The organism is Pseudomonas sp. GW821-FHT03A09 (genome assembly GCF_059421065.1).
Genome location: NZ_JBWKUX010000004.1, coordinates 289643 through 302541 on the forward strand (window position 1 = coordinate 289643; position 12899 = coordinate 302541).

General features: G+C 60.2%; 11 protein-coding genes. 4 read left to right on the plus strand and 7 right to left on the minus strand.

Going from position 1 to position 12899, the window contains the following annotated elements; translation table 11 throughout:
- Positions 1 to 76 precede the first annotated feature (76 nt).
- From relA to AC07V4_RS09240, 5 genes are all read right to left on the minus strand, one after another.
- Positions 77 to 2320 carry a GTP diphosphokinase gene (gene relA / locus AC07V4_RS09220; protein WP_492635868.1) on the minus strand — a complete coding sequence of 748 codons (2244 nt, stop codon included), beginning with the start codon at positions 2318 to 2320 and terminating at the stop codon, positions 77 to 79.
- Positions 2321 to 2443: 123 nt separating this feature from the next.
- Complete coding sequence (gene rlmD, locus AC07V4_RS09225; RefSeq protein ID WP_492635867.1) at positions 2444 to 3796, minus strand: 23S rRNA (uracil(1939)-C(5))-methyltransferase RlmD; 1353 nt, start codon at positions 3794 to 3796, stop codon at positions 2444 to 2446.
- Complete coding sequence (gene cysM, locus AC07V4_RS09230; RefSeq protein WP_431752516.1) at positions 3796 to 4698, minus strand: cysteine synthase CysM; 903 nt, start codon at positions 4696 to 4698, stop codon at positions 3796 to 3798. The genes rlmD and cysM overlap by 1 nt, the downstream gene beginning before the upstream one ends.
- A 214-nt stretch (positions 4699 to 4912) precedes the next feature.
- Positions 4913 to 5518, minus strand: coding sequence for a tRNA-uridine aminocarboxypropyltransferase (locus tag AC07V4_RS09235; RefSeq protein WP_492635866.1), 606 nt, complete (start codon positions 5516 to 5518; stop codon positions 4913 to 4915).
- Positions 5519 to 5525: 7 nt separating this feature from the next.
- Positions 5526 to 6419: a LysR family transcriptional regulator gene (locus tag AC07V4_RS09240; RefSeq protein ID WP_017134867.1), complete on the minus strand. Its 894-nt coding sequence runs from the start codon at positions 6417 to 6419 to the stop codon at positions 5526 to 5528.
- A 187-nt stretch (positions 6420 to 6606) separates the two neighbouring features.
- Between AC07V4_RS09240 and speB the strand changes: the two genes are divergently transcribed.
- Genes speB through AC07V4_RS09260 form a run of 4 tightly spaced genes read left to right on the plus strand, consistent with a single transcriptional unit; the run spans position 6607 to position 10930 of the window.
- Positions 6607 to 7557 carry an agmatinase gene (gene speB, locus AC07V4_RS09245; protein ID WP_492635865.1) on the plus strand — a complete coding sequence of 317 codons (951 nt, stop codon included), beginning with the start codon at positions 6607 to 6609 and terminating at the stop codon, positions 7555 to 7557.
- Complete coding sequence (locus AC07V4_RS09250) at positions 7557 to 7979, plus strand: YybH family protein (RefSeq protein ID WP_492635864.1); 423 nt, start codon at positions 7557 to 7559, stop codon at positions 7977 to 7979. Before speB ends, AC07V4_RS09250 begins: the two co-directional genes overlap by 1 nt.
- A 21-nt stretch (positions 7980 to 8000) precedes the next feature.
- Positions 8001 to 9512, plus strand: coding sequence for a purine-cytosine permease family protein (locus tag AC07V4_RS09255; RefSeq protein WP_492635863.1), 1512 nt, complete (start codon positions 8001 to 8003; stop codon positions 9510 to 9512).
- A gap of 35 nt (positions 9513 to 9547) precedes the next feature.
- Entirely contained in the window at positions 9548 to 10930 is a 1383-nt protein-coding gene (locus AC07V4_RS09260; RefSeq protein WP_492635862.1) for a sodium:solute symporter family protein, read from the plus strand.
- 711 nt (positions 10931 to 11641) lie between these two features.
- Here AC07V4_RS09260 and AC07V4_RS09265 read toward each other — a convergent pair.
- On the minus strand, positions 11642 to 11764 hold the full coding sequence (locus AC07V4_RS09265; protein WP_003193089.1) for a PA1414 family protein: 123 nt from the start codon (positions 11762 to 11764) through the stop codon (positions 11642 to 11644).
- Positions 11765 to 11906: 142 nt separating this feature from the next.
- Positions 11907 to 12800 carry a putrescine utilization regulator PtrR gene (gene ptrR / locus AC07V4_RS09270; RefSeq protein WP_492635861.1) on the minus strand — a complete coding sequence of 298 codons (894 nt, stop codon included), beginning with the start codon at positions 12798 to 12800 and terminating at the stop codon, positions 11907 to 11909.
- Positions 12801 to 12899: the final 99 nt, after the last annotated feature.

Sequence of the window (12899 nt, forward strand, 5' to 3'; positions counted from 1 at the left end):
AACCTAGATGCCGACTGATCTACCCTCATCGGGGGCAAGCCCCCTCCCACATTTCAGATTGTGCTCATCCAGATGTTCATGGTGTACGGTTTCGCCGCGTCTCGATGATGTTCGGCAACTGGGAAATACGCCCCAACAGCCGCCCCAGCGCATCCAACCCCGGGATTTCGATGGTCAGGGACATCAGCGCGGTGTTGTCCTCTTTGTTCGAACGGGTGTTGACCGCCAGCACGTTGATCCGCTCATTGAGCAGCACTTGCGACACGTCACGCAGCAAACCGGAACGGTCGTACGCCCGAATCACGATATCCACCGGGTAAGTGAGCACCGGCACCGGGCCCCAGCTGACCTGGATGATCCGCTCCGGCTCGCGCCCGCCCAGCTGCAGCACCGAGGCGCAATCCTGGCGGTGAATGCTCACACCACGCCCCTGGGTGATGTAACCGACGATGGCGTCCCCTGGCAACGGCTGGCAGCAGCCGGCCATTTGCGTCATCAGGTTGCCCACGCCCTGGATCTGGATATCGCCGCGCTTGCCGGGCTTGTAGCCAGTGGCTTTACGTGGAATCAGTTCCAGCTGTTCGCTGCCGCGCTCCGGCTCGACCAGTTGCTGGGCCAGGTTGACCAGCTGCGCCAGGCGCAAGTCGCCAGCGCCCAGGGCGGCGAACATGTCTTCGGCGATCTTCATGTTGGCCTTTTCGGCCAGCTTGTCGAAGTCCACCTGCGGCAAGCCCAGGCGAGCCAGTTCGCGCTCGAGCAAAGTCTTGCCGGCGGCGACGTTCTGGTCGCGTGCCTGCAACTTGAACCAGTGCACGATCTTCGCCCGCGCCCGCGACGTGGTGATGTAGCCCAGGTTCGGGTTCAACCAATCGCGACTCGGCGTGCCGTGCTTGCTGGTGATGATCTCGACCTGCTCACCGGTCTGCAGGGTGTAGTTGAGCGGCACGATACGCCCGTTGATCTTGGCGCCGCGGCAGTTGTGACCGATCTCGGTGTGCACGCGGTAGGCGAAATCCAGCGGCGTGGCTCCCTTGGGCAAATCGATCGCGTGGCCATCCGGGGTGAAGATGTACACCCGGTCCGGCTCGATATCCACCCGCAACTGCTCGGCCAAGCCACCGATGTCGCCCAGCTCTTCATGCCACTCCAACACTTGGCGCAGCCAGGAGATTTTCTCTTCGTACTGATTGGACCCGGCCTTGACGTCGGTGCCCTTGTAGCGCCAGTGCGCGCACACGCCCAGCTCCGCCTCTTCGTGCATGGCGTGGGTGCGGATCTGCACTTCCAACACCTTGCCCTCGGGGCCGATCACCGCCGTGTGCAACGAGCGATAGCCGTTTTCCTTCGGGTTGGCGATGTAGTCGTCGAACTCTTTCGGAATATGCCGCCACAGGGTGTGGACGATACCCAGCGCGGTGTAGCAGTCGCGCATTTCCGGCACCAGCACACGCACGGCGCGCACGTCGTAGATCTGGCTGAACGCCAGGCCCTTGCGCTGCATTTTGCGCCAGATGGAATAGATGTGCTTGGCACGGCCGCTGATGTCGGCATCGACGCCGGTAGCCTGCAATTCGGAACGCAGTTGGCCCATCACATCGGTGATGAAGCGCTCACGGTCGAGCCGTCGCTCATGCAGCAACGTCGCAATCTGTTTGTATTGATCGGGCTCGAGGTAACGGAAGGACAAGTCCTCCAGCTCCCACTTGATATGGCCGATACCCAGGCGGTGCGCCAACGGCGCATAGATGTCGAACACCTCGCGGGCGACGCGGTTGCGCTTCTCGTCATCGGCGGTTTTCACCGCGCGAATCGCGCAGGTGCGTTCGGCCAACTTGATCAGGGCGACGCGCACGTCATCGACCATCGCCACCAGCATCTTGCGCAGGTTTTCCACCTGGCCCTGGGTGCCCATCACCATCGATTGGCGCGGGCTGAGGCTGGCACTGATGGCGGCCATGCGCGCCACACCGTCGATCAGCTTGGCGACCACGGCGCCAAAGCGCTGGCTCACGGTGGCCAGCTCGATATGCCCTTCGCGCACACCGCGATAGAGCACGGCGGCGATCAGTGAATCCTGGTCCAGCTTCAGATCGGCCAGGATCTCGGCGATTTCCAACCCAGTGCGAAAGCTCGAAGTGCCTTCGGACCAGAGATTCTTGGCCGCATTGTTTTGCTGCTCAGACTCACGAGCGAACTCGCAAGCTGCCTTCAAGGCTTCACGGTCCAGTGCCGGGTCGACACTGACGGCATGATCCAGCCATGCCTCGAGATTGATACTGCCGTCAGTGTTGATCGGCTGGTGTGCTCTCACCTGTACCATCTTGCTTACCTTCCCTACGACGCACCTTCGATGCGCCAAAAATCATTCCCGACCTTCTACTGCAGACTCCCTGGCAGATCACAGGCCCTGGAGACAACAGGCCGGTCGGATTAAACGGGCATCCTAGCCCGCTTCAAATAACGCCATGGCCTCGACATGCGCGGTTTGCGGAAACATGTCGAGGATCCCGGCACGCTTTAGCCGGTAGCCTTGCTTGACCAACTCATCCGTGTCCCGCGCCAGCGTGGCTGGGTTGCAGGACACATACACCAGACGCTTGGCCCCAAGAGTGGCGAGCTTGCGAACAACCTCCAGGGCACCGTCACGGGGTGGGTCCAAGAGTACCGCAGAAAAGCCCTGTTTGGCCCACTCTGCGTCAGTCAAAGGCTGGGACAAATCGGCCTGAAAAAACTGCGCATTATGCAAATCGTTGCTGACGGCATTGAGGGCCGCCCGGTCCACCATGGTCTGTACACCCTCCACCGCCACCACTTCGCGCACTTGGCGAGCCAGTGGCAGGGCAAAGTTGCCCAGGCCGCAAAACAGGTCCAACACCCGTTCATCGGGCTGTGGCGCCAGCCATTCCAGGGCCTGGGCAACCATCGCCTCGTTGACCCCGGCGTTGACCTGGACGAAATCGCCAGGCCGATAGGCCAGCTCCAGATTCCACTGTTCCAATCGGAATCCCAAGACGGAATGGGTGTCGACCGGCTCTGGCTGCCCCTCGCCATGCAGCCACAGTTGGGCTTCATGGAAGGCGCAAAACTCTTTCAATACCTGCAAGTCCGTTTCCGACAACGGCGCCATATGTCGCAGCAACACCGCGACGGACGTCCCACTGAACAACTCAACATGCCCCAGGGCCTGCGGTTTGCTCAGACGGCGTAGCATGTTGGGCAAACGCTGCATGATCGGCTGCAAGGCTTGTACCAGCACCGGACAATCATCGATGGCGACGATGTCCTGGCTGGCCACAGCGCGGAAACCCACCTCGAGTTTTTTCGCCTTAGCATCCCAGCGTACGGCCACACGGGCACGACGACGGTAGCCAAATTCCGGCCCACTTAAAGGGGCTGCCCATTCTTGCGGCTCGATACCGGCCACGCGAGACAGTTGCTCGGCAAGCATGCGCTGTTTCAGGGCAAGTTGTTCGGCATGGGGCAAGTGCTGCACGCTGCAACCACCACAACGCCCCACGTGGGCGCATGGCGCTGGGCGACGCAGTTCGCTGGCGGTAAGCACACGCTCGGTGCGCGCCTCGACGATCTTGCCGTGGGCGCCCAACACCCGCGCTTCAACCTCTTCGCCGGCCAGCGCGCCGTTCACAAACCAGGTGCGGCCTTCAAAGAACACTATGCCCCGGCCATCGTTCGCCAGGCGCTCGATGGTCAGGCGTTGCTTCTTGCCCACTGGAATCTGCGGAGCCCGGCTGCCACCCGTTGGTTGGAAGCGCAGGCCTCTCTCGTGCTTGGCCATCAGTTGGGTTCGTCGAAAATGCCGGTCGACAGGTAACGGTCGCCTCGGTCACAGATGATCGCGACGATCACCGCGTTTTCCACTTCTTTGGACAACCGCAACATCCCTGCCACCGCGCCACCGGACGACACGCCGCAGAAGATGCCTTCTTCACGGGCCAGGCGGCGGGTAGTGTCTTCGGCTTCGCGCTGGGCCATGTCGATGATGCGGTCCACACGCGTCGCGTTATAGATCTTCGGCAAGTACTCTTCGGGCCAACGGCGAATGCCCGGGATCGCTGCACCTTCCATCGGTTGCAGGCCGACGATCTGGATCGCCGGGTTCTGCTCCTTGAGGTAACGCGAGTTGCCCATGATGGTGCCAGTGGTGCCCATGGAGCTGACGAAATGGGTGATGGTGCCCTGGGTCTGGCGCCAGATTTCCGGGCCAGTGCTGGTGTAGTGTGCCTCGGGGTTATCCCCATTGGCGAACTGGTCGAGCACCAGGCCACGGCCTTCGGCGGCCATGCGCTCGGCAAGGTCGCGGGCGCCTTCCATGCCTTCTTCCTGGGTGACCAGGATCAACTGGGCGCCATAGGCGGTCATCGCCGCCTTGCGTTCGGCGCTGCCGTTGTCGGGCATGATCAGGATCATCTTGTAACCCTTGATCGCGGCGGCCATGGCCAAGGCAATCCCGGTGTTGCCGGAAGTGGCTTCGATCAGGGTGTCGCCAGGCTTGATCTGCCCACGCAACTCCGCGCGGGTGATCATCGACAAGGCCGGGCGGTCCTTCACGGAACCGGCCGGGTTGTTGCCTTCGAGCTTGAGCAACAAGGTGTTGCTGGTTTCACCCGCCATGCGTTGCAAGCGGACCAGGGGCGTGTTGCCGACGCAATCGGCGATTGTTGGGTACTGCAAGGTCATGGCGTATTCGCAATCCAGACTGCGGGGGCGAACATCATACCGGGAAAGGGCGGTGGGCCATATCACGCAAAGTGTGGTGCTTATGGCTTAAAGGCATAAGCAACAAATAGGTTGCCCTTGAGGCCCCCATCGGGGGCAAGCCCCCTCCCACAAGTTGATCGCATTCCAATGTAGGAGCGGGCTTGCCCGCGATGGCCACAACTCGGTGAACCGGCTAACCACTCCGTCCGTCGCCATGGTTTCTCTGGAACACCTCATCCCCCATCGCCGCAATCTGACCTTCGATCAAGGCCTCGAAGGACTTCAGCAACGGCTCAAACGATACCGGTGCTTCCAACACTTGCAATGCCTGCGCAATCGCTTCAACGGTGGACAACGCTCCCGGCCCCGGCGCCTTGCGCAATCGATAACGGGAAACCGAGCCCTCGGCCAGCGTTACCCGAGGCAATGCGGCCAGCAACGGGTTGAGATGCAGCATCTTGCGCGCCTTGCGCCAAGTGCCGTCGGGGACCACCAGCAACAGCGGTTGCTCCCCAGGCACGTAGGCTTGCAGCGGCTGAGCTTCGTCAGCCGGAAACAATAACCGTGCCTGAAAACCGGGCGGGTTCAATAAAGTCGGCAGATCCTCAAACACCTCCCCCACCACCAACTGCGCGTTGTTCAAACCCAACGCCGCCAATCGTGCGGTATTCAACGCATGGTTGACCTCGCTCGGGTGCTGCAACAGCAACACCCGGGTGCGGCTGTCGAGACTGGGGATCAGCGCGCACAAGCAATGGGTGGCAGGCCTGAGGCATCGGGAGCATTGGGGTCTGGACATGGTGTTATCAGGCCTGGTTCAACTGGGCTTTGAGTAGGTCGCGGAAGGTCTGGATCAGCGGTTCGCGACTGCGGCCACGGCGCATGATCATGGAGAACGGCGCTTGATAGCCAAAGGTGGCCGGCAGCAACACGCGCAAGTCACCCTTATCGGCCCAGGCCTGCGCGTAGTGTTCGGGCAGGTAGCCGATATAGGCGCCAGACAGCACCAGGATCAGTTGGGCTTCCATACTTTCCACGGTCGCGGCGCTGTGCTTGAAGCCATGACGAGCCAATTCCGCCTGGCTCCAGTAACCACGGCCAACCATGCGTTGCTGGGTAATCACTTGTTCGGGGATGCGTCGCTCGTTGAACAGCGGGTGCCGAGTGCTGCAATACAACCAGTGCTGCTCGCGGTACAGCGGCATATAGATCAGCCCGCTCATGCGGTTGGAGAAGGCTCCGATGGCCAGGTCCAGACGATTGTCCTGTACGCCCAGTTGCAGTTCGTAAGGGCTCATCACCGATAAGTGCAGGTGCACCGCCGGGTGTTCCAGGCTGTAGGCGCCGATCACTTCGGCAAATGGCAGCGCTTTATCGCTGACGGTGGAGTCGAGCACGCCGAGCTTGAGGGTGCCGCGCAACTCGCCCTTCAACGCGGCGGCGTATTGCTCGAAGCCCTCCAGCTCACCGAGCAGGCGCAGGGTTTCCTGATGGAACAACTCACCTTTACTGGTCAGGCTGAATCCACCTCGCCCGCGATGACACAGCACCAGGCCCAATGCCGACTCCAGCTGGCTCATATAGGTACTGATGGCCGATGTGGACAGGTTGAGTTCGTGTTGTGCATTGGCGAACCCCTGGTGACGCACCACGCTAACGAAGATGCGCAGGAGTTTCAGGTCGGGCAAGGCGTTGGCCATGGGGTCTCCAGAGGCATACACAAAATCCTGTGGGAGGGAGATTGCCCCCTTCCACATTTGAACGCAGCTTACCCCAAGCATTAGTTTAGAGAAATCTGAACTAAGTATTTGCCCCTGCCGATTCTTTCGTATCGGCACATTTCGCAGAATCGATCCCTAACAAACAAAACAACGATGAGGCACTCCCGTGGACAAGATTTTCCACCAACCACTGGGCGGCAACGAAATGCCGCGCTTCGCCGGCATCGCCACCATGATGCGACTCCCCCACCTGCAAACGGCCAAGGGCCTGGACGCCGCCTTTATCGGCGTGCCTCTGGATATCGGCACTTCGCTGCGCGCCGGCACCCGTTTCGGGCCGCGTGAAATCCGCGCCGAATCCGTGATGATCCGCCCCTACAACATGGCCACCGGCGCCGCTCCTTTCGACTCGCTGTCAGTAGCCGATATCGGCGACGTGGCGATCAACACCTTCAACCTGCTCGACGCCGTGCGCATCATCGAAGAAGCCTACGACGAGATCCTTCAACACAACGTGATCCCACTGACCCTGGGCGGCGACCACACCATCACCCTGCCGATCCTGCGTGCGATCCACAAAAAACACGGCAAGGTCGGGCTGGTACACATCGACGCCCACGCCGACGTGAACGATCATATGTTCGGCGAGAAAATCGCCCACGGCACCACCTTCCGCCGCGCGGTGGAAGAAGGTTTGCTCGATTGCGACCGCGTGGTGCAGATCGGTCTGCGCGCCCAGGGCTACACCGCCGAAGACTTCAACTGGAGCCGCAAACAGGGCTTCCGCGTGGTCCAGGCCGAAGAATGCTGGCACCACTCCCTAGCGCCCTTGATGGCTGAAGTGCGGGAAAAAGTCGGTGGCGGCCCGGTGTACCTGAGCTTTGATATCGACGGCATCGACCCGGCTTGGGCGCCCGGCACCGGCACCCCGGAAATCGGCGGGCTGACCACCATCCAGGCCATCGAGATCATCCGTGGTTGCCAGGGCCTCGACCTGATTGGTTGCGACTTGGTAGAAGTTTCGCCGCCCTACGACACCACCGGCAACACCTCGCTGCTAGGCGCCAACCTGCTGTACGAGATGCTCTGCGTACTGCCTGGCGTGACGCATCGCTGATGAGCGCACAAGCCGTGCACAAAGCCGCCGCCGATCTGGTTTCGGCCTTTGCCCGCAATGATCGCGCCGCCTATTTCGGCGCGTTCAGCCGTGATGCGAGCTTTGTGTTCTACACCCTCCCCGAGCCGCTGCTCAGCCGCGATGCCTACCAGGCGTTGTGGGACAGCTGGCGCCGGGACGAGGGCTTTGAGGTGCTGTCCTGCACCTCAAGCAACGCCATTGTCAGCCTGCACGGTGACGTGGCGATATTTATTCATGACGTGGCCACCGAGCTGCGCATGAACGGGGAGCAATTCTTTAGCCAGGAACGCGAAACCATTGTCTTCAAACGACAAGGATCTCGCACAGAACAACAAGAAGGCCTGTGGCTGGCCTGTCACGAACATTTGTCCGCTATGCCGGAAGGGCTGCCGCCCCCTTAGCCAATGTGATCGGAGCAGATCATGAATAATAAAAACAACGATAAAAGTATTCGAAAAATTGAAACCAACGGGGTCGAACAGATCCCGGATCACGAACGCACCGCCGGCCCCAAGGACCTGTTCCGACTGATCTTCGGCGGCGCCAATACCTTTGCTACTGCGGTACTGGGCTCATTTCCAGTGCTGTTCGGCCTGTCATTCCAGGCCGGCGCCTGGGCGATCGTACTGGGCGTGCTGGTAGGTGCGCTGATCCTGGCACCCATGGGCCTGTTCGGGCCGATCAATGGCACCAACAACGCCGTGTCTTCCGGTGCGCACTTTGGTGTACATGGGCGGATCGTCGGATCGTTTCTCTCACTGCTGACGGCGATTGCCTTCTTCTCACTGTCGGTGTGGAGTTCAGGTGATGCACTGGTCGGCGGTGCGAAACGTCTGATCGGTCTGCCGGAAACCGACTTGACCCTGGGCCTGGCCTACGGTCTGTTTGCCCTGCTCGTGCTGACGGTGTGCATCTACGGCTTTCGCTTCATGCTGTGGGTCAACCGCATTGCGGTGTGGGCGGCGAGCCTGTTGTTCCTACTGGGGATCTTCGCTTTCGCGCCAGCATTCGACAGCCAGTTTGCCGGCACTGTAGCGATGGGCCAGACCGGCTTCTGGGCCGCGTTTATCGGCGCCGCGCTGGTGGCCATGAGCAATCCGATTTCCTTCGGTGCATTTCTCGGTGACTGGTCGCGCTACATCCCACGAGAAACACCGAAAGGTCGGATCATGCTGGCCGTTGTACTGGCGCAAATCGCTACCTTGATCCCGTTTCTGTTCGGCCTGGCCACCGCGACCATCGTGGCGATCAAGGCACCGGACTACATCACAGCCAACAACTACGTCGGCGGCCTGTTGGCGGTGGCGCCCACCTGGTTCTTCCTGCCGGTATGCCTGATTGCGGTGATTGGCGGCATGTCCACTGGCACCACATCGCTCTATGGCACCGGGTTGGACATGTCCAGCGTGTTCCCACGCCTGCTGTCGCGGGTCAAGGCCACGCTGCTGATCGGGATGATGTCGATTGCCTTCATCTTTATTGGACGTTTCGCCGCCAACCTGGTGCAGAGCGTGTCGACCTTTGCCGTGCTGATCATCACCTGCACCACGCCGTGGATGGTGATGATGATTATCGGCCTGATCGTGCGCCGGGGCTTCTACTGCCCGGACGATCTGCAGGTATTCACTCGCGGCGAAACGGGCGGTCGCTACTGGTTCAGCCATGGCTGGAACTGGCGCGGGCTCGGTGCCTGGATACCGAGTGCGCTGGTGGGCCTGTGCTTCGTCAACCTGCCGGGGCAGTTTGTCGGGCCGCTGGGCAACCTGGCCGATGGCATCGATATCAGCCTGCCAGTGACGCTGGGACTGGCTTCGGTGATGTACCTGACCTTGCTTCGCGTCTTCCCGGAACCGGCCGCCGTCTACGGGCCGACCGACCCTCGCAGCAAGCGCGTGGATACGCGCGTTAAACCGGCGCTGCAACAAACCGCCTGATCGCCCATAAAAAAGATAATCGGAGAATCGCCGTCATGGCTTTGGATTTATTCGTCGTACTCATCTACGCCGCCGGCATGCTCGTGCTCGGCTACTACGGCATGCGCCGTGCCAAGACTCACGAAGACTACCTGGTAGCCGGACGCAACCTCGGCCCGTCGCTGTACATGGGCACGATGGCCGCGACAGTTTTGGGCGGTGCATCCACCGTCGGCACCGTGCGCTTGGGTTATGTGCACGGCATTTCCGGCTTTTGGCTATGCGCCGCGTTGGGTGCCGGGATCATCGCGCTGAACCTGTTTCTGGCCAAGCCACTGCTGAAACTGAAAATTTTCACCGTGACCCAGGTCCTGGAAAAACGCTACAACCCCATGGCCCGTCAAGCCAGTGCCGTGATCATGCTGGCCTATGCGCTGATGATCGGCGTGACCTCGATCCTGGCCATTGGCACCGTACTGCAAGTGCTGTTCGGCCTGCCCTTCTGGGTCTCGGTGCTGCTGGGCGGTGGCGTGGTGGTGGTGTACTCGACCATCGGCGGCATGTGGTCGCTGACCCTCACCGATATCGTGCAGTTCGTGATCAAGACCGTCGGCCTGATGTTTATCCTGCTGCCTATCTGCTTGTACCGCGTTGGCGGCTGGGATGAACTGGTGGCCAAGCTGCCCGCGTCGAATTTCAGCTTCACCGAAATCGGCTGGGACACCATCATTACGTACTTCATGATCTACTTTTTCGGCATCCTGATCGGCCAGGACATCTGGCAACGGGTGTTCACCGCCCGCGATGAAAAGGTCGCCAAGTACGCAGGCACGTTCGCCGGTTTCTACTGCATCCTCTACGGCCTGGCCTGCGCCCTGATCGGCATGGCGGCGCATGTGCTGATCCCCGACCTGGATAACGTCAACAACGCCTTTGCCGCCATCGTCAAAGCCTCATTGCCGGACGGCATTCGTGGCCTGGTCATTGCGGCAGCCCTGGCCGCGATGATGTCCACCGCCAGCGCCGGTTTGCTCGCTGCCTCCACCGTACTGACCGAAGACCTGCTGCCGCGCCTGCGGGGTGGCAAACAGTCGAGCCTGACGGTCAACCGCCTGTTCACGATGCTGACCGGCATCGCCGTACTGGGGATCGCCCTGGTGGTGAACGATGTGATCAGCGCCCTGACCCTGGCCTACAACCTGTTGGTAGGCGGCATGCTGATCCCGCTGATCGGCGCGATCTTCTGGAAACGGGCAACCACCTCCGGCGCAATCACCTCCATGACCCTGGGCTTTGTGACAGCGCTGGTGTTCATGATCAAGGATGGGTTGGATGCGAACACGCCGATCTACTACAGCCTGGCGGTTGGGTTGGTGAGTTTTGTGGTGGTGAGTCTGTTGTCGCGCCGGCCAGAGGGTGTGGCGGCCAGCGCAGTTTAAGAAAGAACGGGTTTTAGAGCGGTTTCTTCAGCGGGTGCGACGTCGGATGTCGCACCCGTTTTTTTCATTCGATGCTACACACCAGGCTCACTCAAACAAGTCACCGCAATCCTTACAGCCAAAATACTGCTCGGTTGTCGGGCACTCGATCTCCCCTGTCGCCCCCGCCCTCACCCGCCAAGTACACGCCTTACCGCGATATTTCAGCGTGCCCTCAAGGTAACAAGGCGCCCAGTCGTACTCGTCATGTAGCACACGCCCATCAATCGGTTCAGCGCGCTTGAAAAAGGATGCGACTTGCCGCTCATCCAGCACGACGTCACTAGGCCGGCAGCGTTCAGGCTCTTCGGAGTGAAAGCCTGAGATGGCGATGTCGTCGATATCCGGAAGGGACACCGCGCATCCGGCAAGTAATACCCACGTTCCGAATGACCACCGCCGTAGATTCATTGCCATACCCTTCGTTATCAATACGCGATATTCCAATGCCCATTCATGTGAATGGCAAAAATATAGAAGGACGAATTGGGAAAAGGGCATGGATGACGGAACAAGAAGAAGGCTCTGACGATGAAACGTGCCTCGTCAGATAATTGCAGGCAGTACGAAATGAACAACGGATGCACTCGGATTACAAGAAACCGAACACGCCCTGATAAACAATCCATGGTGCAGCGCCCGCGCGACAGGATCGCGTGAGCGCTTCAGGGCTTACCTGCGGCGTGGCCGACGCTGCTCGTCATCAGTACGAATCGGCACCGGCTGTAGCGGAGGCTCGATCAAGCCCAATGCAACACCCAGATCATGGAGCCAGTTTTGAATTTTCTCTTTCATGGTTGCCCCCTTTGAGGGTAATGCGGGTCGGCGGGAGTTCTGTCGCCTTTTCCTTCAGTGATAGTAGCTCTAAGTCCTACGTAATGCTTGAACGAAACCACAACGAACTATTACCAAATTGATCTGAATCCTGTCGGATCGTTCAAGCAATCGCCCGTGTGTCTTGCAGGAAATCCGCGCTGCCTTCTTGTTGCAGGTCGATCCATGCATTGAGGTTAGCGCCGAGCATACCCTTTCGCCACATCAGCCAGGTCGTCGCAGTAGCAAATGGCCCAGTCAGGGGATGAACGGACACGCTGCCCTTGCCCGGCAGGCTATCGAGCATGGATTCGGACATCAGCGCCACACCGGAACCGGCAGTCACGCAGGCAAGCATGCCTTGGTAGGACTCGATCTCGATGGCACGACCCATGGCCACTCGATCGTGGGAAAACCAGGTTTCCAGGCGCGCACGGTAAGCACAACTGCGACGGAAGGTGAACACCGAACGGCCCGCCACGTCCTGGGGGCCGCGTACGGGTGGATGATCGGCTTCGCAAATCAACACCAGCCGTTCTTCACACAAGGGCACACCGTCCAGGGTGGCGATGGTGATGGGACCATCCACCAGCGCCGCGTCCAGGCGACCGGTGATCAAACCTTCGAGCAATTCACCGCTGGGCGCCGATTGCACCTGCAGGTTCACCATCGGATACGCCTTGTGATAACGCGCCAGCAACTTCGGCAAGTGAATCGCGGCGGTGCTGTACATGCTGCCCAGCACAAAATCACCGGCTGGCTGGCCACCTTGGACGGCACCATGGGCCTCGTCGTGCAATGCCAACAGACGCGTGCTGTAGTCCAACAACACTTTGCCCGCAGGAGAAAGCTGCAAACGCTGACGCTCGCGCACGAACAACTCTACGCCGAGCTGCTCTTCCATCTGCTTAAGCCGCGTCGACAGGTTCGACGGCACGCGGTGCAGGCGCTCAGCCGCACGGGTGATGGAGCCCTCTTCCGCCACGGCCTGGAAAATGCGCAATTGACTGAACTCCATACCTTTCTCCAAAACTGAACAAGTTACTCACTATTATTCATTCTTACAGAAAGTCAATCAGCTTTAGCCTGGAGGTCAATGGCTGCCTTGCAGGAAACC

Bases quoted from the DNA above. Each gene is read 5' to 3' on its own strand.
- relA (WP_492635868.1), bottom strand. From the start codon at position 2,320: ATGGTACAGGTGAGAGCACACCAGCCGATCAACACTGACGGCAGTATC.
- rlmD (WP_492635867.1), bottom strand. From the start codon at position 3,796: ATGGCCAAGCACGAGAGAGGCCTGCGCTTCCAACCAACGGGTGGCAGC.
- cysM (WP_431752516.1), bottom strand. From the start codon at position 4,698: ATGACCTTGCAGTACCCAACAATCGCCGATTGCGTCGGCAACACGCCC.
- AC07V4_RS09235 (WP_492635866.1), bottom strand. From the start codon at position 5,518: ATGTCCAGACCCCAATGCTCCCGATGCCTCAGGCCTGCCACCCATTGC.
- AC07V4_RS09240 (WP_017134867.1), bottom strand. From the start codon at position 6,419: ATGGCCAACGCCTTGCCCGACCTGAAACTCCTGCGCATCTTCGTTAGC.
- AC07V4_RS09250 (WP_492635864.1), top strand. From the start codon at position 7,557: ATGAGCGCACAAGCCGTGCACAAAGCCGCCGCCGATCTGGTTTCGGCC.
- AC07V4_RS09255 (WP_492635863.1), top strand. From the start codon at position 8,001: ATGAATAATAAAAACAACGATAAAAGTATTCGAAAAATTGAAACCAAC.
- AC07V4_RS09260 (WP_492635862.1), top strand. From the start codon at position 9,548: ATGGCTTTGGATTTATTCGTCGTACTCATCTACGCCGCCGGCATGCTC.
- AC07V4_RS09265 (WP_003193089.1), bottom strand. From the start codon at position 11,764: ATGAAAGAGAAAATTCAAAACTGGCTCCATGATCTGGGTGTTGCATTG.
- ptrR (WP_492635861.1), bottom strand. From the start codon at position 12,800: ATGGAGTTCAGTCAATTGCGCATTTTCCAGGCCGTGGCGGAAGAGGGC.